A 22,481-nucleotide genomic window follows, 5' to 3' on the forward strand; every position below is an offset into this window, starting at 1 on the left:
TCAGCGCCTCCCCAGATAGACGTCGCGGACCATGTCGTCGGCCTCGATGTCGTGGAAGGGACCGCTGCGCAGCCGGCGCCCCTGATGCAGCACCAGCGTCTCGCAGTTCAGCGCCCGCACGAAGCGGATGTCGTGCTCGACGGCGACGATAGAAAACTCACCCTTCAGGCGCAGCAGCATTTCGGCTGTGGCAAGCGTCTCCTGCGGCGTCATGCCGGCGGTCGGCTCGTCGAGCAGCAGCAGCCGTGGCTCGATCGCCAGCGCCATGCCGATTTCCAGCCATTGCTTCTGGCCATGCGCGAGTTCGCCGGCCAATGTCGCCGCCCGATTGGTCAGCGCGATCAGCTCCATCAACTCGCTGATCGGGCGAGCCGGCGAGGGGGCGCCCCACCGTGCGACCTTGAGATTGTCCTCAACCGAGAGGCTGGGGAAAACCGACGGAATCTGGAACTTGCGGGCGATGCCGAGCCGGGCGATGCGGTGCAGCGGCAGGCCGGCAATGTCGTGGCCGAGGAAACGGACGCTGCCGCTGGTTGGGCGAAGTGTGCCGGTCAGCACGTTGAGGAATGTGCTCTTGCCGGCGCCGTTCGGCCCGATGATGCAGCACAGCTCCTTGTCGCGCACCATCAGGTTCAACCCTTCCAGCGCTTGCAACCCGCCAAAGCGGATGCCGACATTTTCGGCCTGGAGCAGGACGTCGCTCATCGCGCGTGCCTCCGGCCTTTGAACAGGCTCTTCAGCCGCGCGTAGATCGACAGGATGCCGTCCGGCAGCACAAAGACGATGATGACGAAGACGCAGCCGAGCAGCAGCGGCCACAGGCTCGGATTGAAGCTGCTGATGGTCTGCTGCGCGCGCTGGATGGCGATGGCGCCCAGGACCGGGCCAAGCAGCGTGCCGCGCCCGCCGACCGCCACCCAGACGATGACTTCCGTCGACAGAAGCAGCCCGGAGAGATCTGGCGCCACAAGCCCCGCCATGCAGACATAGAGCGCGCCGGCAAGACCGGCGATCGCCGCGGACAGGACGAAAGTGACAAGCAGCCGCAAGGGTGCATTGTGACCAAGTGCTGCCGCCCGGACCTCATTGTCCTGGATTGCGGTCAGCACGGTGCCCCAGCGGCCACGGCTGATCGACCACAGCACCAGCACGGCCACAGCGACGATGGCCGCGACGAAGATATAGCTCGGCAGGTCCTGGCTGAGATCGACATGCATCCCGCCAAGATCGAATGCGATCGGCGGGATGCCGATCAGGCCGCTGTCGCCGCCGGTGACTGAGCTCCAGGAGATCGCGGCCTGCTGACAGATGACACCCATGGCGAGCGTGACGATGGTGAAATAGCTGCCGCGGATGCCGCCGAAGAACAGGAAGTAGCCGATGATGGCCGCGACGAAGGCCGCACCCGTGACCGCGCCTATGACGCCGAGCACGCTGCCGACAGGAATGGCGTCGTTGAGCGTGACCAGCGCCATGATGTAGCCGCCAATGCCGAAGAAGGCGGCGTGGCCGAAGCACAATATGCCGGTACGGCCCCAGAAGAAATCGAGGCTCGCCGCGAACAGCCCGAAGATCAGCGCATCGCGGATCACCGTCAACTGATAGCCGTCGGCGATGAAGGGATAGAGAACCGCGAGCGCCACGCAGACGGCGAAGATCAGCAGCCAGTTGCGGTCGCGGGCGATCATCGCGACGCTCCGTTGAACAGGCCGTTTGGCCGCAGCCGCACGGCAACGATGGCCGCGAGCAGCACGATCGCCTGCGCCAGCGATGGCGAGATCTGGTAGTTGAGGATGCTGGTCAGCCCGCCGACGAAGACGCTGCCGGCGACGAGGCCGCCGATCGAGCCGACACCGCCGACGATGACGACGAAGAAGGCGTTGGCGAGATAGTTCACCCCCATCTGCGGCAGCACAATCGCCAGCGGCGCGACCAACCCGCCGGCCAGGCCCGCGATTGCCGCGCCGAAGGTGAAGGCGATGGCGTAGGTGCGGCGCGTGTTGATGCCGACCCCCTCGGCCATTTCCCGGTTCTGGATGACGGTGCGGATGTCGAGCCCGAAGGACGTCCGGCTGATCAGCAGGACCACGCCGAGCAAAGTCAGCATGGCGATGCCGATCAGGATCAGCCGGTAGGCCGGATAGACGGTGAAGAACAGGTCGAACGTACCCTCGATCGGCGGCGTCACCGGCTTGGCGCCAAGCCCGAAGGTCAGCTCCAGCCCTTGCTGCAGGATCAGGCTGACACCCCAGGTGGCGAGCACGGTCGAGACCGGCCGCGAGTAAAGGTGGCGGATGATGGCGAATTCCAGGATGCAGCCGACCACCGCGCCGGCGATCGGGGCAGCAAGCAACCCCAGCCAGAAGGAGCCGCCGATGCTCTGGACGAAATAGACCGCGAAGGCACCGACAGTGACGAACTCGCCATGCGCCAGATTGGTCACGTTCATCAGGCCGAAGCTGATCGCCAGCCCGAGCCCGACCAGCATCAGGATGCTGATCAGCGTCAACGCGTTGAGCAGTGTGGTGACGACAAAGTCCATCGCGTCAGGCCGCGCTGGCGAGGCGTTGGCGCAGGCCCGCGAGCAGGCCTTCGGCGGCGTCGATTACCTTGGCTTGGTGTGGCTGCAGATCCTGCCCGGCCCATTCGTCGATATGATCCGACAGGGGATCGACCACTTCGGTGCGATGATTGGCCAGCGTCTCGATGACGGCATGACCGCAGAACGGCACGTAGCCTTCGGAGTAGCCGCCTTCATGCGTCATCATCAGGCGGCCGTTCGAGACTTCGGCGGCCAGTGCCACCATGCGCGCGGCAAGGCGCCGGAAGCATTCGCTGTTGAGCATCATGCGGCCGAGCGGGTCGAAGCCCGACGCGTCGAAGCCGGAAGCGACGATGACGAGGTCCGGTTTGTAGGCGCGCAGCGCCGGGGCGACGACGCGGTCGAAGCTCGCTTCATAGGCGCCGGTGCCGCTGCCGGCCGGCAGCGGGATGTTGATGTTGTAGCCTTCGCCTTCGCCCTTGCCGTTGTCGGCCAGCGCGCCGCGCCCGGTCGGATAGAGATTGTCTTGGTGCAGGGAAATCGTCAGCACCGACGGGTCGGAATAAAACACTGTCTCGGTGCCGTTGCCATGATGCACGTCCCAGTCGACCACCGCGGCGCGGCCGAGCAGGCCTTCATGCTGAAGCCGGCGCACCGACACGCCAATGTTGGAGAACAGGCAGTTGCCCATGGCCTGATCGGGTTCGGCATGGTGCCCTGGGGGACGCGCCAGCGCATAGGAATTGTCGACGCGGCCGGTCAGCACCGCGCGCATCGCCGCATAGGTGGTACCGGCGGACAGCAGGGCAATATCGAAGCTGTTGAGGCCGATCGGCGCTTGCGGTCCGGCGAAACCGGATCCGCGTTCGCTGAGCATTCGGATATCGTCGATATGGCGCTGCGTGTGCACGCGCAGCAGGTCCTCGACCGTCACTGGCTCGGCGATGATCGGCACCAGATGACGTGACAGGCCGCTGACCTGGATGAGGTTGTTGAGCCGGCGCTTCGACCCAGGCGATTCCAGATGCCGGCCAGGCTCCACGAAGCGGCCGGGCGGCATCATGTCGGCGCTGGAGCCGGTGTCATGCCACATCAGCTGTTCGTGAAAGACGTAGCCTGTCGCCATCCGCGGCATCCTCTGAAAACCAGATGACGCTAGCAGGCTAACAATCGCCTGGCCCGACCCTAAAGAGGGGGCCATGTCTGTAATCTATGCCCCTCCTTTCGGAGGGGTGCGGAGGTTTGCGGCGGCCTGCGCGGCGCGCACGGCCTGGACGCGGTTGGATACGGAGAGCTTGCCGAAAATGTTCTTCAAATGCCACTTCACCGTCGTTTCGCTCACCGACAGCGCAACGGCGATATCGCGGTTGGACATGCCTTCCGACAAGCAGTGCAGCAGCTCGGACTCGCGCTGGGTGAGCTGTTCCTTCTCGGCAACCGGCATGGCTGGCTTACGCGCCGCGACGGGCAGTGTCTGCGCGGCATCGATGATGCGCGTTGCATAGGCCGACAATGCCGGGTCGGTCTTTGCCTGTGCCGCGCGCAGCCGCATCAATCCCTCGACGACGGGCCTGCCCTCGTCGACGAAGGAGCGGATGAAGCCGGAGGGCTGGGCAAGGCGCAGTGCTTCGAGCAGATGCCGGTCGGCCTCGCGCTGGTCATGGCCGGCGCTCTTGGCGCGCAGGATCTGCGCCAGTATGTGACGGCGCATGCGCCCGCTGCCTTTCGTTCGCTCCAGCAGCGTGTCGAAAATCGCGGCCGCCCCTGCGTAGGATTTCTCCGCCGTCAGCAGCCGGCCTTCGGCGAAGAACTCGAATTCGTTGGCGACAGTTGGGACGGTCTCGGCGCTTTCGCCGCGATGCTGGCTCAGCAATGCGCGTGCCTCGGCGACGCGGTTCTGGTCGATCAGCAGCCGGATGCGATCATGCACCAGCACCGAAGCGAGGCGGCGGTAGACGGAGCCGCGCACGCGCTGATAGACGCGCTCCAGCATGTCCAGGGCCGCGTCGCCCCGGCCGGTCAGCTGCAGCACGCGGGCATAGGTCGGCACGCTGGCCAGGGGATAGACAATGACCGCGGCGCCCTCGATTAGCGGGCCGAGATTCTCGACCAGCGACAGCGCCTCACCGGACGCGTTGGTCTCGTAGGCGAGTTCGGCAAGCAGCGTACCGGCGAGCGCCTCGGCATAGGAGTTCGCGCCGATCCGCGTCCGCGCCTCGATGATCGCGTTGCGAAGCAGCCGTTCGGCGGCCGGCAGGCGGCCGGCCGAGCGCTCGATGACGGCCATGTAGCAATTGGCGATGGTGACGCCGAGCAGGCTGCCGCTTCGCTCATGCGCCTTGCGTGCAGCGTCCACCGCCGCGCGTGCCCCTTCGAGGTCGCCCAGCGCATAGAGATTATAGCCGATGACGTTGGCGGTCGCGCCTTCCATGAACCAGGCATCGGGCGCGATGATGCGCAGCGCGGCCAGCGCGGTGTCGCGTGCGTCCTCGAACTGTTCCAGCGTGCTGTGGACCGCAGCGGCAAGGACCTCGAGTTCGGCCTCGATCGTGGTGCCGGTCAGCGTGCCCGGGTCATTGCTGTCAGTCGGCCCAGTCTCGACCAGCTTGCGCGCATTGGCGAGCGTCTGCTGGGCAATCTCGGGCTGGCTCGAGTGCACCGCCAACCACAGCACGACAAGCTGCAGCCGGATGCGCTGGTCGATCAGTTTCCTCGGCAGCAGCGCCAGCAACTGGCGCACGTAGAGAAGCTGGCACTGGGCGATGAGTTCGAGCGCGTTGTTCTCGACGAACACCGCCGCGCGGGCCTGGTCGCCGGCGGCGAGCGCATGACCGATGGCCTCGGTCAGCATCTTGCGTTCGCCGAACCATTCCGAAGCCGCCAGATGCAGCGGGGCGATCATCTCCGGTTCGCGCCGTTCCATCTCGCGGGTGAGGAAGTCGTGGAACAGATGATGATAGCGGAACCAGCGGCGCTCCTCGTCGAGCGGCACGAGGAACAGGTTACGGGTCTCGATCTCGGTGATAGCAGCCTCGGCGTCCGCCGCGCGTATCACCGCCCGGCAGGCCTCGGCGCTGAAACGCTCGAAGATCGAGGAGTAGAGCAGGAACTTCGCCAGCGCCGGCGGCAGTTCCAGGAACACTTCCCCCATCAGGAAGTCGGCGACGTTGCGGTTGGCTCCGGTGAAATTGCCGATGACGGTTTCGGGCGCATGGGCAGCGCTGAGCGACAGCGAGGCGAGCTGCAGGCCTGCGGCCCAGCCTTCGGTGCGCGAGCACAAGGTCTCCACCGTGCCACTGCCGATGGAGAGGCCAAGCTTGTCGTTGAAGAAGGCTTCGGCTTCGGACGAGGCGAAACGCAGATCGTCCGGGCCGATTTCAAAGACATCGCCGAGCACCCTGAGCTTGCCGAGCTGCAGGTCGGGCAGGTTGCGCGAACCGATGACGAAGGCAACGTTGGCGGGGGCCTGCCGCGTCAGGCGCTCCATGAACCGCTTCACCGCCGGTGCTTCGATAGCGTGATAGTCGTCGAAGAACAGAGTGATGTCGGCATGGCGTGCCGCAAGACCCGCCACAAGGGCCGCCAACACCACGTCAAGCTGCGGGATCGGGCTCGACTGGAAGGCGAGATCGAGCTCGGCTGGGTTCTGCACGAGATGGCGCAGCGCCCCAACCAGATGCGACAGGAAGGCGCCTTCGTCATTGTCCGTCGCTTCGCAGGACAGCCATGCCGTCAGCCGGCCGTGGCGCGTGACCTCGGCTGCCCATTGCGCCATCGTCGTCGATTTGCCGAAGCCGGCGGGTGCGGCGAACAGCACGATGCGCGTGTCGACATGCCGCTCCAACCTCGACAGGATGCTCTCACGCCGTACCCAACGGCGGTGGTGGGGCGATGCCTGGCCCGCGGGTTGAGAAGACGGTCTCATCTGGCGCGGGGCACCCATTCCGTTTCGATCAGCGGAATTTGCGGCGCGCAATCGCGCGGCAAGGTTCCCTTGATCCGCGGATCGTCGGTGATCTCGAAGCCGGCCGCGAAGGGTTCAAACCCGCAAGCCCGGTAGAAGCCGATGACGCTGTGATGATCGATGCTGCTGGTGTGCAGCCAGATACGCCCCGGCTTTAGGGGCCATGCCTGATCGAGCGCACCCGCCATCAGCCGCTTGCCAAGGCCTCGGCCGGTCAAGGAAGGGAAGAGACCGAAATAGGTGATTTCGATCTCGTTGCTGTCGGCGAGCGTGAATTCGGCCATGCCGACATGGCTGCCGCGTTCATCGTGACCGTAATAGAGATGCTGGCGCGGGTCGGCGAAATGCTCCGCGATGTCGGCGTCCGACATTTCGGCGGCGCGATCCCACAGCCAGGGAGAGCCGATCTCGAGAAAGACCGAACGGTAGAAGGCGGGCTCGAGGTTGGTGACGCGGGTCATCGCCAGCGGATGCGCGAGACCCTGCACCGGCGCGCGCGCTTCCATCCATGTCACGGCATTGACGATCTTGCCGGCCGGGATACGCCGGTAGCCGGACGCGAGATCGGTGATTTCATCCGGCAATGTGCCTTCGGTGACTTGCATCTGTCCTCGATCTTCCGTCGCGCAGCCTACCGGCATGTCAAGAAGCTGATGCCAATTCTGCGGCCGCCTGCCAAGAGGCTGCAGGGGTGGGCCATAATTTTGGCCGGCCTGTCTTCTTGCCTTTTCCAGAGATGGCATATGAGATATGATACACCATTCACAGGAAAGCGGAATATCATGCCTGAGCGAATTGCGGATGAGGCCATTTTGCGGGCGGTCGACGATGGTTTCGACCGTCAGCTCGCCTTTATGGCCGATCTCGTGCGCTTTCCCTCCCAACGCGGCGAGGAGCATGCCGCGCAATCCTTCATGGCGGCGGCTTATGAAGCCGATGGCTATGCGGTCGATATGTGGCGTGTCGATGTCGACGCGATCCGCGACCTGCCCGGATTTTCTCCCGTTGCGGTTTCCTATGACGACGCATTCAACGTCGTCGCCACTCACACGCCGAAAAACGCCACCGGCCGCTCGCTGATCCTCAACGGGCATATCGATGTCGTGCCGACGGGACCGCTCGATCGCTGGGTCCGCGACCCCTACGATCCGGTGATCGAGGATGGCTGGATGCATGGCCGTGGCGCCGGCGACATGAAGGCCGGCCTGTCGGCCTGCCTCTATGCGCTGGCCGCCTTGCGTGGCCTCGGCTACCAGCCGGCCGCGAAAGTGTTTCTGCAGTCGGTGGTCGAGGAGGAGTGCACCGGCAATGGCGCGCTCGCTTGCCTGCAGCGTGGCTACCGCGCCGACGCGGCCTTCATTCCCGAACCGCTGGAGCCAAGGCTGATGCGGGCGCAGGTCGGCCCGATCTGGTTCAGGGTCGAAGTCGATGGCGACCCGCAGCACGCGTCGGGCGCCTTCTCGGCCGGCGCCAATGCCATCGAAAAGGCCTTCCTCATCATCCAGGCGCTGAAGCAGCTCGAAATCGTCTGGAATGCGAGGAAGGTCGACGACAGGCATTTCTGCGATCACCCGCACCCGATCCGCTTCAATCTCGGCAAGATCGAAGGCGGCGAGTGGACGTCGAGCGTTCCGGCGCGTTGCGTCTTCGAGATGCGTGTCGCGACCTATCCCGGCCAGAAGCTCGAGGACGCCAGGGCCGAGTTGGAAGCTTGCATCGCGAATGCGGCGCGCGCTGATCCGTTCCTCGCCAATCGTCCGCCAAGGATGACCTATAACGGCTTCATGGCCGAGGGTTACGTACTTGAGGGGGCCGACGAGATGGAAGCCGTGCTGCGGCGCAGCCACACCGCCGTGTGGGGTGAGCCGCTGACGGAACACGTCACCTCGGCCACCACCGATGCGCGCTTCTTCGGCCTTTATGCCGACACGCCCGCAATCGTCTACGGCCCGATCTGCCGCATGCCGCATGGCTATGACGAGGCCGTCGATCTCGACTCCGTGCGCAAGGTCACGCAGACCATTGCGCTCTTCATCGCCGACTGGTGCGGTCTTGAACCCATAAATGCCGAGGTCAGGCCATGAACGCGGCCGTATCGGATGCCTTCGGCGAGACGCTTGCGGAGGATGCGCCTGATGTCTCGATCGCCGAGGCGCTTGCCCTGTTGCGCCGGCACTATGGGCTCACCGGCAGCGCGCGCCCGCTGCCGGGCGAACGCGACCATAATTTCCATATCCAGACCGAAGGCGAGGGCGAGTTCGTCCTGAAGGTCTCGCATCCGGCTGAAGAGGCCGGCTTCACCGATTTCCAGAACAAGGCGCTCGACCACATTCTGACGGTCGACCCTTCCTTGCCAGTTCCTTCCGTGCGCAAGAGCGTCGAAGGCGAAGCACAGTTCATGGTAGGCGTCGGCGGATCGCCGCCGCGCATCGTCCGGCTGGTCAGCTATCTGCCCGGCCAGCTGCTTTCGCGCTCGCCCACGTCAGCGGCGCAGGACCGCAATCTTGGCATCTTCCTCGCCCGGCTTGGCCGGGCACTGCGCGGCTTCTTCCATCCGGCCGCCGGCAGCGACCTTTTGTGGGACATTCGCAAGGTCGCCAAGACGCGGCCCATGCTGGCGCACATCGCCGATGCCGGCCATCGCGCCATGGTCGAGCGCGTCATCGACGCCTTCGAGGAACATGCGGCGCCGGTGATCCCCGGCCTGCGCGCCCAGATCGTCCACAACGACATGAACTCCTACAATGTGGTGATGGATGCCGCGCGGCCGGAAGTGGTGAGCGGCATCCTCGATTTCGGCGACATGATCCATTCGCCGCTGATCTGCGACCTCGCCATCGGTGCCGTCTACCGCTGGCCGGCTGAAGGTCACCCTCTGGCGCCCGCGGCCCGCTTCGTCGCCGGCTATCAGTCGGTGCAGCCGCTCGAAATCGAAGAGCTTGGCATCCTCTTCCACCTCATTCGTGCACGGCTTGCGCTCATCGCCAACATTGCCAGCTGGCAGGCCGGGCGGTTTCCGGCCAAACGCGACTATGTGCTTCGCCTCATCACCGAGGTCTGGACCTCGCTCGAACGGCTGGACGGTCTATCGCCCGCTGACGCCCGCCGCTATTTTCTCGACCATTCCAAGCCGGAGTAGATGCCCGTGTCCCAGTCCTCGCCCGCAAGTGCCTCCGCCGACACCGGAGTTTCCGCACGAGAGCACGCGCTGCTCGAACGCCGCGCCAGATTGCTCGGGCCGACCTATCGCGCCTTCTACCGCAACCCGATCCATCTGGTGCGTGGCAGCGGTGTCTGGCTCTACGATGCCCAGGGCCGAAAATACCTCGACGCCTATAACAACGTCGCCTCGGTCGGACACTGCCATCCGCGCGTCGTCGAGGCATTGTCGGGACAGGCCGCCACGCTCAACACGCACACGCGCTACCTCAGCGAGATCATCCTCGATTACGCCGAAAAGCTGCTTGGCACGCTGCCGCCCCATCTCGGCCATGCCATGTTTACCTGCACCGGCAGCGAGGCCAACGATCTCGCCATCCGCATCGCCCAGCACTCCAGCGGCAACACCGGTGTGATCATCACCGAATTCGCCTATCACGGCGCCACCATCGCCACCGCGCAGTTGTCGCCGGCGGCGGTCGGGGCCAAGGGCGTGCCCGCGCAACACCGGACCGTGGCGGCGCCGGACACCTTCCGTGACGGCGGCCGCGCCGCGCATGATTTCGCCAAAAATGTCGCCGCCGCCATCGAGGATATGCGCGCGCGAAACATCCGTCCGGCGGCGCTGCTTCTCGATTCCGCCTTTTCCAGCGACGGCATCTTCTTCCCTGATGCTGCAGTCATGCGCGAGGCGGCCGATCACGTCAGGAAGGCGGGCGGCATCGTCATTGCCGACGAGGTCCAGTCCGGTTTCGGCCGGCTTGGCCGGGGCATGTGGGGCTTCGCCAATTATGGCCTCGAACCTGACATCGTCACCATGGGCAAGCCGATCGGCGACGGACATCCGATGGGCGCGGTGATCGTGCGGCCGCAGCTTGTGAGCTCGTTCGGTTCGAACACCGGCTACTTCAATACCTTCGGCGGCAATCCGGTCGCGGCCGCTGTCGGCATCGCCGTGCTCGACGTGATCGAGGGCGAGGGGCTGATCGAGAACGCGCGCACGGTCGGCACCTATACCGGAGAATTGCTGGACGCCTTGAAAGGCCGCCACGGCATGGTCGCCGATGTCAGGCACAACGGTCTCTATTTCGGGGTCGAGTTGACGGCGGAGGATGAGGCCACTGCCGCCGCCAAGACCTCATCCGCCGTTGAAGCCATGCGCGAGGATGGCGTGCTGATCTCGTCCTGCGGTCCGCGCGGCAATGTCCTGAAGATCAGGCCGCCACTGCCCTTTGCCAGGGACAATGCCGAGCAGCTGGCCGAGACGCTCGATCGCGCGCTGTCGGCATGGTGAGCTGAGCGGGCGCATGCTGAAGCTCGAGCATCAAACCCTCAACGACCGCGCCTATGGCGCGCTCAAGCAGGAATTGATTTCAGGCGGTTTCAGCCCGGGCCAGACACTGGTCATCCGCAAGCTCGCGGAAACCTTTGGCATTTCGACCACCCCGATCCGCGAGGCGTTGCAAAGGCTGGTCGCCGAGCGGCTTCTGGAACTGCAGAACAACCGCTCGATCATCGTGCCCTTGCTGTCGGAGCCCGCCTTCGCGGAACTGACGCGCATCCGCATCGCCGTCGAGGGATTGGCGGGCGAGATGGCCGCCACGCGCATGAGTGAGAGCGCGCTGGCCGACATACAGGTCGCGCTCGCCGGCATGCAACGCGCCATCGAGGCGCAGGACGCCAGGACCTATCTTTCCCTGAACGAGGCCTTCCATTTTGCTATTTATGAGCACGCCGGCGCGCCGATCCTCCTGAACATGATCCGCGATCTCTGGGGGCGCGTCGGACCTTATCTGAAGCTCCTGATGCGGGCCGATCGCTACATTCCGCAGTCCAATGACGCACATCACAGGATTGTCGCCGCGCTCGAACAGCGCAACGGTCCGGCCGTTCGTGTATCCCTTGAACAGGACATCGCCGTGGCGGCCGCGGTTCTCTCCGAAAATCTTCGCACGACAAACTGATCGGACGGCAGGCCCGGTCGGCCTATGCTGTTTCGTCCATCCGGTCGCGCAGCATGCTCCAGCCGAGCAACATGTTGGGTGCGTGTCGCAGCAGGGCGTGAAACGGAATCGGCGCCGGTGGCGCGAAAGGCAGTGGCAACTCGCGGGCGTCGGTTCCAGCGGCCCAGTCGGCCAGTACCTTGCCCATCGCCGTCGTCATGGCGATGCCGCGTCCATTGCAGGCGCGGCCGGCGATCAGGCCCGGGCCGAGGTCCAGGAGGTGCGGCAGGAAATCCGGCTCGACGGCGGCCATTCCCGACCAGCCATAGACAAGCGGGGGCAGGTCGGGCAGGTCGAGACGGGCGGCGAGCCGGCGCCAGATTGTTTGCGGTACGCGTCTGTCGGCACCGGCGCTTAGAATATGCATGCCGCCGCTGATCAGCCGGTTATCGGCATCGAAGCGGAAGGTGAAGAGATTGCGCCTGGTGTCGCCGACGCCTTGCCCCCCGGGAAGCAGACGCGTGCGGATTTCGAGCGGTAGCGGCGCCGTGGCGATCTGGAAAACCTTCAGCGGAAAATAAGTCCGCTGCAGCGACGGATCGAGCGACCCGCCATAGGCGTTGGTGGCGATCAGCACCCTGGCGGCGCGCACCGAGCCCGATGGCGTTTTCAGCGCCCAGCCGTCGGCCACGCGATCAATCGACGTGACACGTGCCTGTTCGAAAATCCGCGCGCCGGCCTTTTCCGCCGCATCGGCCAATCCGCGTGCATAGGCGACCGGATTGAGTACGCCGCCGGAACGGTCCATCCAGCCGCCGAGATAGCCGCGCGCGCCGGTCAGCGTTGCGACATCCTGCCGATCCAGGGTGACGACAGGCCGTCCACGCTGCGCCCATTGTCCCGCGCGTGATTTGACCTTCTCCAGGGCCGCCGGCGAGTGCGCCGGCTGGATCCATCCGTTCTGCACCGCGTCGCAATCGATGCCGTGCTGCCGGATCAGGCCGAAGACGAGGTCGGCGCTGTCGGCGGCAAAATCGATGAGGCGTTCGCCGCGTTCCGGGCCGAGATGGGCAACGATGCCGTCCGGGTCCATCTTGGCGAAGTTCGGCACGACGAAACCGGCATTCCGGCCGGTCGCGCCCCAGGCGATGATTTCGGCTTCGAGAACGGCGACGGAAAGTCCTTTTCCGGCGGCGTGCAGTGCGGTTGAAAGCCCGGAAAAACCGCCGCCGACAATAGCGAGGTCGACATCGAGGTCGCCATTCAGCGCAGGCCGCTCGCGCCGATCGCGGCTGACGGCGTGCCAGAGCGAAGCGCCATGCGCCTCCTGCCTGACCATCGCATTCATCCGTTGGAACTGCTTTTGGCCGTGTCCAGTTTCGCCCGCTTGCCGAAGCGTGCCCGCCGCGGCCTGTCGCCGAACAGGCCGTTTGGCCTGATCAGAAGGATGACGCAGAGCATGACGCCGATGGCAACGATTTGCAGCGAGGCGGCGCGTGCTTGCTGCTCGGGCGGGAAGAACACGCTGGTCGCCGTGCCCGATCCGGCCCATATCCCCCAGACCAGCACACTGCCGACGACGGCGCCGAGATTGCTGCCGGAGCCGCCGACGATCAGCATGACCCAGACCTGGAAGGTCAGGATCGGCAGGTAATTGTCGGGTGCGATGAAGCCGGTGAAATGCGCCTGCATCGCGCCGGCCAGTGCCATGATGGCGCCGCCGACGGCAAAGGCCTGGACGCGGTAGAAACGCGCGCTCTTGCCGAGCGAGATCGCGGCCCGCTCGTCCTCCCGCAGCGCCTTCAGCACGCGGCCCCAGGGGCTGCGCGACAGATGCTCCAAGGCGAGATAGGCGATCAGCGTCACCGCACAGACGACGGCAAGGTTGGACAGGTTGAACAGCAGCGGTGTCTCCGCCAGGCCGCCGAAGGGGCGCGGGATGAAACCGATGCCGAATGGGCCACCCGTCAGCTTCTGCGCGTTGAGCGCAACCAGTTGCACGACCACGGCGACACCGAATGTGGTGATCGCCAGATAGTCCGACCGCAGACGCAATGTGGCCATGCCGGTAAGGGCTGCGGCCATACCGCCAACCACCATGGCGCCTGCCCACCCGACAAGGATCGGCAGGCCGAAACCGCCCAGCCTCGCGGCGTCGTCCGGTGTCGTCAGCAGCGCCGATGTGTAGGCGCCGATGGCAACGAAGCCGGCGAGCCCGACATTGAACAGGCCTGTCAGCCCCCACTGCAGATTGAGCCCCAGCGTGACCAGCGAGAAGATCAGCGCCGTGGTCAGGAAGAAGGCGCCGTAGCCGACGAGATCGATCATCTTTCCCGAACTCCGAAAAGGCCGATCGGCCGCACGAACAGCACCGCCATCAGGATGATGAAGGAGACGGCGGCGCGCCATTCGGCACCGATCAATTGCACGGCGCCGGCTTCGGCGAGCCCGATGATCAGGCCGCCGAGCACCGCGCCCGGGATGCTGCCGATGCCGCCGAGGATGGCGGCGGCGAACATCGGTAGCAGCATGTCGAAGCCCATGAAGGGGCGGATCTGCACCAGAACGCCGATCATCACGCCGGCAACGCAGGCAAGCGCGCCGCCGACGATCCAGGTGACGCGCACCACCTTGGCGACGTCGATGCCGACGATCCGGGCCAGCGCCGCGTTCTGGCTCAGCGCCTGCATGGAACGCCCGGTCTGCGTACGTGTCATCAACAGATGCACGCCGAGCACGAGCACGGCGGTCAGCGCCAGCAAGGCGATCTGGTCGGGCGTGATGCGGATGCCGAAGCCGACCGGCATGGCGATCTGGATGGCTCGGCTGAAATAGGTTGGCCGTGAGGTGAAGGTGAACTCCAACAGGCTCCGCAGCGCCATCGAGGCGCCGAAGCTCGCCATCACGACGATGATCGCCTGGCCTTGCGAGCGCAGCCGCGAGAACAACACCTTGTCGAGTAGCAGCGCCAGCAGTGCGGTGAACGCCATGCCGACGACCAGGGCAACAAGGAGCGGCCAGCCGAAGGACAGCGGCCCGATCGGCGCCACCTTGCCGAATGTCGCGCCGATGGCGCTGACCACGGCCAGCGTCGCATAGGTGCCCCAGGCCATGAAGTCGCCATGGGCGAAGTTGGAGAAACGCAGGATCGAATAGGTGAGCGTCACGCCGATGGCACCGAGGCCGATCATCGAGCCGGTCAGCAATCCGTCGATGATGAACTGCAGGCTCATGCAGCGCCTCCCTGCTGGCGCTGGGGACGCTGGCCGAGATAGAGTTCGGCGACGACCGGGTCGTTCCACAATTCCGAGGCGACGCCCTCATGCCGGTCCTTGCCTTCGACCAGAACATAGGCGCGGTCGCCGATGGCAAGCGCTGCCTTGGCGTTCTGCTCGACCAAAAGGATGGTGACTCCGGACTTGCGGATGCCGGCCAGCATCTCGAACACCGCCGAGACGAACTTTGGCGACAGGCCAGCCGACGGTTCGTCCAGCACCAGCACCTTGGGGTGGACGATCAGCGCACGTGCAACGGCGAGCATCTGCCGCTGTCCTCCGGACAGATTGCCGGCCGCGGTGCGGCGCTGGCGGACGAGGTCGGGGAAGGCGGCATACATCTCCTCGATGCGGGCCGGGATGTCGCGCCGCTCGAGGATGCCGCAGGCAACCCTGAGATTGTCCTCGACCGACATCAGCGGAAAGATATTCTCGGTCTGCGGCACGAAGGCGAGGCCAAGCCGCACCATGGTGTGGGCCGGTGCCGCGGTGATATCCTGGCCGTCCAGGAACACTGAACCGCCGGTGATCGGCACGAGGCCTGCGATCGCCTTGATGAAGCTCGACTTGCCGGCGCCGTTGGGACCGAGGACGACGACGATTTCACCTTTTCTGACCGTGATCGAGGCGCCGCGCACGATCGGCACGCCGGGTTCGTAACCGGCTTCGAGATTGTGGACATCGAGGACGGTCTCGCTCATGCGGCGCCCCCGAGATAGGCCTCGATCACGCGTGGATCGCGGGCGACTTCTTCCGCCGTGCCTTCGCTGAGCAACTGGCCGCTCGCCATCACAAGGACGCGGTGGCAGAGCCGCGTCACCATGTCGATGTTGTGCTCGATGAGCAGGAAGGTGATGCCGCGCGCATTGATGTCGCGGATGCGGTCGATGATGACTTCGAGCAGCGTCGCGTTGACGCCGGCCGCCGGTTCGTCGAGCAGGATGATCGCCGGATCGGCCATCATCACCCGGGCAAGTTCGAGCAGCTTGCGCTGGCCACCGGAAAGCACGCGCGCCGGCTCATGCGCGAGGTGGGTGAGGGTGACCAGTTCCAGCAGTTCGAGCGCCTTTGCCCGGGCGGCTCTTTCCTGCGCCGCCACCCGCCACGGCGTGACGAAGTTGGCGAGCAGCCTTTCGCCCGCCTGGCCCTGTGCCGCCAGCATGATGTTCTCGATCAGCGTCAGATTGGGGAGCGGGCGCGGGATCTGGAAGGTGCGGCCGAGACCCCGGCCGATGCGCAGGTGAGCGGCTTCGCCGGAGACGCGCACGCCGTTGAGCAGGATGTTGCCACTGGTGGGCAGGATACTGCCGGCCAGCAAGTCGAACATGGTCGTCTTGCCGGCGCCATTGGGTCCGATCAGGCCAAGGATTTCGCCCGCTTTGACGTCGAACGAGACATCGTTGACGGCGACAAGGCCGCCGAACCGCCTGACGACCTGGCTCGCCGTCAGAACCGGCACACGGGTCTCCCGCCCTTGGCGTTCCGCTACCTCGCTCATCGAACCCTCTGGCCGAAGACGATCGTTGCCGCCTCCTGATTATGATTTGTGATCACACTTGCTTTGATCACGCTATTCGGCTTTAATTTCATCCGCAAGCCGAAAACCCGCCGAGAACGGAATTCCATGCAAAAGGCTGCTGTCGGAAAGAACAACGAGGCGATCGCGGCCCAGCTCGCGCCGGTCGGCCGCGAAACGGTGCAGGATCGCGTCTATTCCGAACTGCGGCGCGCGCTGATCGGCGGCCTGTTCGAGCCAAGCCAGGTGCTGACGATCCGCGGTCTGGCCGATGCGCTGGTCACCTCGACGATGCCGGTGCGCGAAGCGCTAGGCCGGCTGATCACGGAGAAGGCGCTGGAGGCGCTGCCCAACCGCTCAGTGCGCGTGCCGCCGATCACGCTGGAACGTCTCGACGATCTCCTGCGTGCCCGCGTCCTGATCGAGGGCGAGGCGATCGCGCTGGCCGCGGCGCGCATGGGGCCCCGCCAGATAGCCGCCATCGAAACCATTCTGGCTGAATGGGACGAGATGCGGGCGCTGAAACACAAGAAGGATGTCGACCGCGAAGTGACGCTCAACCAGAGCTTTCACTTCGAGATCTACCGATCCTGCGGCTCGGCGGTGCTGATTCCGATGATCGAGAGCTTGTGGCTGCAATCGGGGCCATGCATCCGCGTCGCCATCTACGCCTTCTCGGAAGCCGGCGAGGTCGACACCGCCCAGTATCACCGCCGTATCGTCGAGGCGCTGACCACGCAGGACGCGCATGCGGCGCGCGAGGCGCTGGCCGCCGACATCAGCCGGCCCTTCACCTTCCTGCGGAACAAGCTGCAATCCGCCGCCGCGAAAGCCCAGACATGACCTCCATCAGGATCAGTGAGCCTCGTTCGAAGCTTTCCGTCACCGCGCTCCTGTTGCCCGGGAAAGCGCCGGAAAACGCCGCCTTTCTCACGGCGTATCTGGCCACGCCACGCGTCGTCCCCGGCATCCACGCGATGTGGACGGGACCGGAGATTTCCTGTCCGGTTCCCGCCGCCGATCTTGAAGGCCAAACCTATGCCAAGCCCTTGCCGGCGGAGAACGCGACGCTGACGCCGCAGCCGGGCGACATCGTGCTGTCCTACGTGCCGCCGCGCATGTGGGGCGGCAATCCCAATGCCATCTTCGACATCGGCCTGTTCTACGGGCAGGGCGCGCGCCTGCTGTTCCCCATTGGTTGGCTGGCCGGCAGCGTGGTGGCACAGGTGCTTGCCGAAGACCGCGATCAATTCGCCGCCGCGTGTGGGGTGATCCGGCGCAACGGCGCCTGCGACATCACCTTTAGCCTGGTGGAGGCCCCAAATGGCTGACGACAGTTTCGAGCTCTTCGATCTTCGCGTCGAGGCGGTCATCCCGCAGGGCAAACCGATCTACTGCGGCGCCAAGGCCGGCGATTATTTCGAGCTCAAGGGCGAGATGCTGTCGATGCCGGCGGCGCAGGGTTTTTCGATCTATTCGCTCGCCGCGGTGCTGCCGCTGCTGGCGGCGAAGCAGCGCCCGACCCACCCGAACGACTGGATGACCTCGGATGCCGAGATCGCCTGCCCCGATCCCAACTGCGCCAGCCGGTTGCGGATCGTCAGGCTGGCCAAGCGGCGGTTCAGCCATGCCGAAACCACGGCCGTACCGCTGCCGAAGGAGAATGACCGGACATGACCGCCAAGGCCTTCGAGCTCAGCCCCGGCTATACCGTCTCACGTGTCATACGAGGCGGCTGGCAACTGGCCGGCGGCCATGGCGCCATTGATCGCAGCCAAGCGGTGACCGACCTGATCGCCACCTTCGATGCCGGGATTTGGACCTATGACTGCGCCGATATTTACACAGGCGTCGAGGAACTGATCGGCGCCACGCGGTTGCGGCTGGCCAATGAACGCGGCCTCGATGCGGCGGCCAAAATGAAGGTGCACACCAAGCTGGTGCCTGATCTGGAACGGCTGGCCAACATCAGCCGCGATTATATCAGGGGCATCGTCGACCAGTCGCTGCGGCGGCTGAAGACCGAGCGGCTCGATCTCGTCCAGTTCCACTGGTGGGATTATGCGATGGCCGGCTACGTCGAGGCGATGGGCTGGCTCGAGGAGCTTCGGCGCGAGGGCAAGGTGCGCAATCTCGGCACCACCAATTTCGACACACCACGGCTCGCCGAAATCCTGGCCGCCGGCATTCCGCTGGTCAGCCAGCAGCTGCAATATTCGGTGCTCGACCAGCGTCCGGCGAACAGCCTCGCGGCACTTGCCGAGAAAAACGGTGTCAGTTTCCTTTGCTACGGCTCTGTCGCCGGCGGCTTCCTCAGCGACAGATGGCTCGGCGTGTCCGAACCTGTCACACCGCTCGAAAACCGCTCGCTGGTCAAGTACAAGCTGATCATCGATGATTTCGGCGGCTGGGACCTGTTCCAGCAACTGCTCCAGGTGCTTAAGACCGTCGGCGACCGCCACGGCGTCGACATCGCCACGATAGCCAGCGCCTGGGTGCTGGAGCGGCCGCAAGTGGCCGCCGTCATCGTCGGCGCCCGCAACCAGGCGCACGCGCTGGCCAATGCGGAGATCATGAATGTCGCACTCGACGCCGATGACCGGGCACGGATTGCCGCCGCCATCGCGCGGGGCACCGGCCTTGAGGGGGACGTCTACACGCTGGAGCGTGACCGCCACGGCCGCCACGGCTCGATCATGCATTACAATCTGAACGCGGGCCGGGTGTGAAACCATGGACGACAGGCTGTTTTCGCAGGCTAGCGCCGAGATCACCGACCTGCACCGCTTTTTCGTCGACTGGTTCGTCGCCGCGCGGGCCGACAAAGTGGATTTCGGCCGCTTCGAGGCCGTCATGGGCGAAGGCTTGACCATGATCGCACCAGGCGGCCAGATCCTCGACCGCGATGCCGTGATCGACCATGTGCGCTCCAGCCGCGCCACCTGCGACGACGGCTTCGCCATCTCGATCGAGGACATCAAGCCCGGATGGCAGGATGGCGATACGATCGTCGTCCTCTACGTCGAGGCGCAGTCGCGTGGCGGCAAGCGTAGCCGCCGCCAGTCGAGTGCCGTTTTCACCACCAGTTCATCGGCGCCCAATGGCGTTCAATGGCGGCATCTGCATGAAACCTGGCTGCAGGTGCCGGAACACTAAGACCTTCCAGACGTCAAATCAGTTCGTGTAACTCAAGGGGAACAACAATGAGAAAGACGATACTCCAACTCACCACCGCGCTTGCTCTTGCCACGATTGCCGGTGCTGCCCAGGCCGCCGACTGCAAGATCACCGTCGGCCTCGTCATGGAACTGACCGGTCCGGCCGGCGAATACGGCCAGGCCGGCGCCAAGTCGGTCGAGATGGCCTTCCGCGACATCAACGACGCCAGCGGGGTGCGCGGCTGCGATCTCGTCACCGATACCCGTGACAGTCAGAGCCAGGGCAACATCGCGGTCGACGCCGCGACGCAGCTGGTTCAGGTCAAGAAGGTGCCGGTCATCATCGGCGGCATCATCTCCTCGGTGTCGATTCCGATCCTGACCTCGGTCACCGCTCCGGCCAAGATCGTCCAGGTCTCGCCAGCGTCATCCTCGCCGACGCTGACGACACTCGGTCGCGACGGCAAGACCAACGGCATCTTCTTCCGCACCATCACCTCGGATGCGCTGCAGGGCGTGGCCGCCGCCAAATACGCCATCGACAAGGGCTTCAAGAAGCTGGCGATCATCCACGTCAACAACGACTTCGGCGTCAACATGGTGGCCGAATTCTCGCGTGCCTACAAAGCGCTAGGCGGCACCATCGTCTCCGACACGCCCTACAATGAGAAGCAATCGAGCTATGCGTCCGAGGTCACCGCGGCGATGGGAGGCGAGCCGGACGGTCTCTATCTCGTCAGCACGCCGGTCGATGGCGCCACCGTTGCCCGCACCTGGATTTCCCAGGGCGGCGTGCAGAAGTTCCTGCTCAATGACGGCATGAACAGCCCTGACTTCATCGACTCCGTCGGCGCTGATTATCTGAAGGATGCCTATGGCACGTCCTCCGGCACCAGCCCGACCGCCTCGACCGAGTATTTCACAAAGAACTACAAGGCATTCTCCGGCATCGAACCGTCGAACCCGGCGGCCGACCGTTCCTATGATGCCGGCGCCATCGTCGGCCTGGCCATCGCCATTGCCGGCTCCGAGGATCCGGCCAAGATCAAGGATGCCATGTACAAGGCGGTCGACCCTGCCGGCACGCCGATCTATGCCGGCAAGGAGGAGTTCGCCAAGGCGCTCGGCCTGATCAAGGATGGCAAGCCGATCCGTTACGAAGGCGTCATCGGCCCTGTCGCCTTCGACAAGTTCGGCGACATCACCGGCCCGTTCCGGCTGTGGAAGATCGTCGACGGCAAGGTGACCACCGACGGTGAAATGACCACCGACGATGTCAACGCCCTGCAGGCCAAGCTTCAGTGAGCTGGACAGTACTTCCGGCATCAACCGCGTTTCTTCGCGATTGATGCCGGCATCGCCTGGCCAATATCGCTTGCACGGCGCGCCATCACGAATAGGATCGGCCGGCTGCAATTGAAGGATGCGAGCGTGTTGGACAAGGGTACCCATCGGGCCGTCCGGTCGGTGTATGCGGATGACGCGTTTTGCCACACGGGCGCCTGAGCCCGATGTCGCCTGAAACACAACGACTTCTGTCCGCGCTTGGCGATCGGCTGGGCGCGGGCGGCGTGCTCGCCGGCTCTGATGTCGACCAGCGCTACCGTGACGATCCCGACGGCAAGCTTGGCTCGCTGCCCGAAGTGGTGCTGCGTCCGCGCGATACCGTTGGTGTGGCGGCAGCACTCGCTGGCTGCAACGCTCTCGGTCAGTCGGTCGTCATCCAGGGCGGGCGCACCGGACTGGCCGGTGGCACACGTGTGCAGCCGGGCGAGATCGTGCTGTCGCTGGAGCGGATGACCGGGCTTGCCGCCCCGGACATCCAAGCCGCCAGCATTATCGCCGAAGCCGGCGCCACGCTACAGGCGGTGCAGGAGGCGGCCGACAACGCCGGGCTGATGTTCGGCGTCGATATCGGCGCGCGCGGTTCGGCCACGGTCGGCGGCAACATCGCCACCAATGCCGGCGGCATCCGCGTGCTGCGTTATGGCATGTACCGGGCGCAGGTGCTGGGGCTGGAAGCGGTGCTGGCCGATGGCAGTGTGCTGTCCTCGCTGAAGGGCCTGTCCAAGGACAATTCCGGCTATGATCTAAGCCAGCTCTTCATCGGCGCGGAAGGGACGCTTGGCGTTGTCACCCGCGCCGCGCTCAGGTTGCATCCGAAGCCTGCCTCCGAGGTGAACGCCTTCTGCGCGCTGCCTTCGCTCGATGCAGCGATTGCCTTGCTTGCGCTGCTGCGGCAAAAGCTCGGCCCGCTTTTGTCCGCCTATGAGGTCAACTTCGCGCCGCTCTACGACGTCATGGTTGCCAGCATGGCCATGCCGGCGCCGCTGCCGGCTGGCTCACCCGTCTATGTGCTGGCCGAAATCCAGGGCAGCGAGCCGGATCGCGATAGCGAGCGCTTCGCCGAGGTTCTGATGCAGGCGGTCGAGGACGGCGTCGTCGACGATGTCGTCGTCTCGCAATCGCCGCGCGAATTCCGCACGCTCTGGGATGTGCGCGAAGACGCCAACCGCGTCCTGTTTTCGATCAAGGGCCTGATCGGCGTCGACATCAGCATCCCGCTGGCGCGCATGGGAGCCTTCCTGCAGGAAGCGGATGCCGCCATCCATGCCGTCGATCCCGGCGCCGACATCTATGTCTTTGGCCATCTCGGCGACGGCAACCTGCACTATCAGGTCCTGACCAAGGATCCGGCGGCGGCCTATGGCATCATCTATCGCGGCGTGGCGGCGGCCGGAGGCGGCGTGTCGGCCGAGCACGGCATCGGCCTCGACAAGAAGCAGTGGCTGCATCTGGTGCGCAGCGACGCCGAAATCACTGCCATGCGGCGGCTGAAGTCGGCGCTCGATCCGAAGAACATCCTCAATCCGGGACGAGTCTTCGACCTCGGCCCGGCTGCTTCTGCCGGATGATCATCCTGG

General features: G+C 65.1%; 22 protein-coding genes. 11 read left to right on the forward strand and 11 right to left on the reverse strand.

All coding sequences use genetic code 11. The features are described from left to right. From EN808_RS14065 to EN808_RS14090, 6 genes are all read right to left on the reverse strand, one after another. Entirely contained in the window at positions 1-705 is a 705-nt protein-coding gene (locus tag EN808_RS14065) for an ATP-binding cassette domain-containing protein (RefSeq protein WP_135916113.1), read from the reverse strand. Next, complete coding sequence (locus tag EN808_RS14070) at positions 702-1,688, reverse strand: branched-chain amino acid ABC transporter permease (RefSeq protein ID WP_135916114.1); 987 nt, start codon at positions 1,686-1,688, stop codon at positions 702-704. The genes EN808_RS14065 and EN808_RS14070 overlap by 4 nt, the downstream gene beginning before the upstream one ends. Then, positions 1,685-2,542, reverse strand: a complete 858-nt coding sequence (gene urtB / locus EN808_RS14075) for an urea ABC transporter permease subunit UrtB (RefSeq protein WP_135865068.1) — start codon at positions 2,540-2,542, stop codon at positions 1,685-1,687. The genes EN808_RS14070 and urtB overlap by 4 nt, the downstream gene beginning before the upstream one ends. A 4-nt stretch (positions 2,543-2,546) precedes the next feature. After that, a complete protein-coding gene (locus tag EN808_RS14080) occupies positions 2,547-3,668 on the reverse strand; it encodes a class II histone deacetylase (RefSeq protein ID WP_127277728.1) in 1,122 nt (373 codons plus the stop codon). A gap of 84 nt (positions 3,669-3,752) precedes the next feature. Next, entirely contained in the window at positions 3,753-6,467 is a 2,715-nt protein-coding gene (locus tag EN808_RS14085; protein WP_135916115.1) for a LuxR C-terminal-related transcriptional regulator, read from the reverse strand. Next, the gene (locus tag EN808_RS14090) at positions 6,464-7,111 is read right to left on the reverse strand and encodes a GNAT family N-acetyltransferase (protein ID WP_135916116.1); all 648 of its coding nucleotides are present in this window, start codon (positions 7,109-7,111) and stop codon (positions 6,464-6,466) included. Before EN808_RS14090 ends, EN808_RS14085 begins: the two co-directional genes overlap by 4 nt. A gap of 177 nt (positions 7,112-7,288) precedes the next feature. On the opposite strand from EN808_RS14090, the gene EN808_RS14095 reads away from it, so the two are divergent. From EN808_RS14095 to EN808_RS14110, 4 genes are read left to right on the forward strand one after another with little or no spacing between them, the layout of a single operon-like run. Next, the gene (locus EN808_RS14095; RefSeq protein ID WP_167531353.1) at positions 7,289-8,590 is read left to right on the forward strand and encodes an ArgE/DapE family deacylase; all 1,302 of its coding nucleotides are present in this window, start codon (positions 7,289-7,291) and stop codon (positions 8,588-8,590) included. Further along, a complete protein-coding gene (locus tag EN808_RS14100; RefSeq protein WP_127277725.1) occupies positions 8,587-9,645 on the forward strand; it encodes a phosphotransferase in 1,059 nt (352 codons plus the stop codon). The genes EN808_RS14095 and EN808_RS14100 overlap by 4 nt, the downstream gene beginning before the upstream one ends. Then, complete coding sequence (locus tag EN808_RS14105; RefSeq protein ID WP_189524116.1) at positions 9,646-10,959, forward strand: aspartate aminotransferase family protein; 1,314 nt, start codon at positions 9,646-9,648, stop codon at positions 10,957-10,959. It begins immediately after the preceding gene. Positions 10,960-10,972: 13 nt separating this feature from the next. Further along, complete coding sequence (locus tag EN808_RS14110) at positions 10,973-11,629, forward strand: GntR family transcriptional regulator (protein ID WP_135916119.1); 657 nt, start codon at positions 10,973-10,975, stop codon at positions 11,627-11,629. A gap of 22 nt (positions 11,630-11,651) precedes the next feature. Here the strand turns inward: EN808_RS14110 and EN808_RS14115 are convergent, their stop codons facing one another. From EN808_RS14115 to EN808_RS14135, 5 genes are read right to left on the reverse strand one after another with little or no spacing between them, the layout of a single operon-like run. Further along, positions 11,652-12,956, reverse strand: a complete 1,305-nt coding sequence (locus tag EN808_RS14115) for an FAD-dependent oxidoreductase (RefSeq protein ID WP_135916120.1) — start codon at positions 12,954-12,956, stop codon at positions 11,652-11,654. After that, positions 12,953-13,936 carry a branched-chain amino acid ABC transporter permease gene (locus EN808_RS14120; RefSeq protein WP_189524117.1) on the reverse strand — a complete coding sequence of 328 codons (984 nt, stop codon included), beginning with the start codon at positions 13,934-13,936 and terminating at the stop codon, positions 12,953-12,955. Before EN808_RS14120 ends, EN808_RS14115 begins: the two co-directional genes overlap by 4 nt. Then, on the reverse strand, positions 13,933-14,841 hold the full coding sequence (locus EN808_RS14125; RefSeq protein WP_135916122.1) for a branched-chain amino acid ABC transporter permease: 909 nt from the start codon (positions 14,839-14,841) through the stop codon (positions 13,933-13,935). The genes EN808_RS14120 and EN808_RS14125 overlap by 4 nt, the downstream gene beginning before the upstream one ends. Continuing rightward, entirely contained in the window at positions 14,838-15,584 is a 747-nt protein-coding gene (locus tag EN808_RS14130) for an ABC transporter ATP-binding protein (protein ID WP_135916123.1), read from the reverse strand. Before EN808_RS14130 ends, EN808_RS14125 begins: the two co-directional genes overlap by 4 nt. Then, on the reverse strand, positions 15,581-16,381 hold the full coding sequence (locus EN808_RS14135; RefSeq protein ID WP_127280493.1) for an ABC transporter ATP-binding protein: 801 nt from the start codon (positions 16,379-16,381) through the stop codon (positions 15,581-15,583). The genes EN808_RS14130 and EN808_RS14135 overlap by 4 nt, the downstream gene beginning before the upstream one ends. A 126-nt stretch (positions 16,382-16,507) precedes the next feature. Between EN808_RS14135 and EN808_RS14140 the strand changes: the two genes are divergently transcribed. The 7 genes from EN808_RS14140 to EN808_RS14170 all read left to right on the forward strand — a co-directional run bounded on the left by EN808_RS14140 (position 16,508) and on the right by EN808_RS14170 (position 22,472). Next, a complete protein-coding gene (locus tag EN808_RS14140; protein ID WP_127870547.1) occupies positions 16,508-17,242 on the forward strand; it encodes a GntR family transcriptional regulator in 735 nt (244 codons plus the stop codon). Continuing rightward, a complete protein-coding gene (locus EN808_RS14145) occupies positions 17,239-17,730 on the forward strand; it encodes a DUF3830 family protein (protein ID WP_135916125.1) in 492 nt (163 codons plus the stop codon). Before EN808_RS14140 ends, EN808_RS14145 begins: the two co-directional genes overlap by 4 nt. Continuing rightward, a complete protein-coding gene (locus EN808_RS14150; protein ID WP_135916128.1) occupies positions 17,723-18,076 on the forward strand; it encodes a TIGR04076 family protein in 354 nt (117 codons plus the stop codon). Before EN808_RS14145 ends, EN808_RS14150 begins: the two co-directional genes overlap by 8 nt. Beyond that, positions 18,073-19,128, forward strand: coding sequence for an aldo/keto reductase (locus tag EN808_RS14155; RefSeq protein ID WP_135916130.1), 1,056 nt, complete (start codon positions 18,073-18,075; stop codon positions 19,126-19,128). Before EN808_RS14150 ends, EN808_RS14155 begins: the two co-directional genes overlap by 4 nt. 4 nt (positions 19,129-19,132) lie before the next feature. Then, on the forward strand, positions 19,133-19,555 hold the full coding sequence (locus tag EN808_RS14160; protein ID WP_135916132.1) for a DUF4440 domain-containing protein: 423 nt from the start codon (positions 19,133-19,135) through the stop codon (positions 19,553-19,555). A gap of 47 nt (positions 19,556-19,602) precedes the next feature. Further along, on the forward strand, positions 19,603-20,862 hold the full coding sequence (locus EN808_RS14165) for an ABC transporter substrate-binding protein (protein ID WP_135916135.1): 1,260 nt from the start codon (positions 19,603-19,605) through the stop codon (positions 20,860-20,862). 206 nt (positions 20,863-21,068) lie between these two features. Next, on the forward strand, positions 21,069-22,472 hold the full coding sequence (locus EN808_RS14170; RefSeq protein WP_135916137.1) for an FAD-binding oxidoreductase: 1,404 nt from the start codon (positions 21,069-21,071) through the stop codon (positions 22,470-22,472). Positions 22,473-22,481: the final 9 nt, after the last annotated feature.

The sequence above is a fragment of the Mesorhizobium sp. M8A.F.Ca.ET.165.01.1.1 genome (assembly GCF_004792065.1).
Classification (GTDB): domain Bacteria; phylum Pseudomonadota; class Alphaproteobacteria; order Rhizobiales; family Rhizobiaceae; genus Mesorhizobium.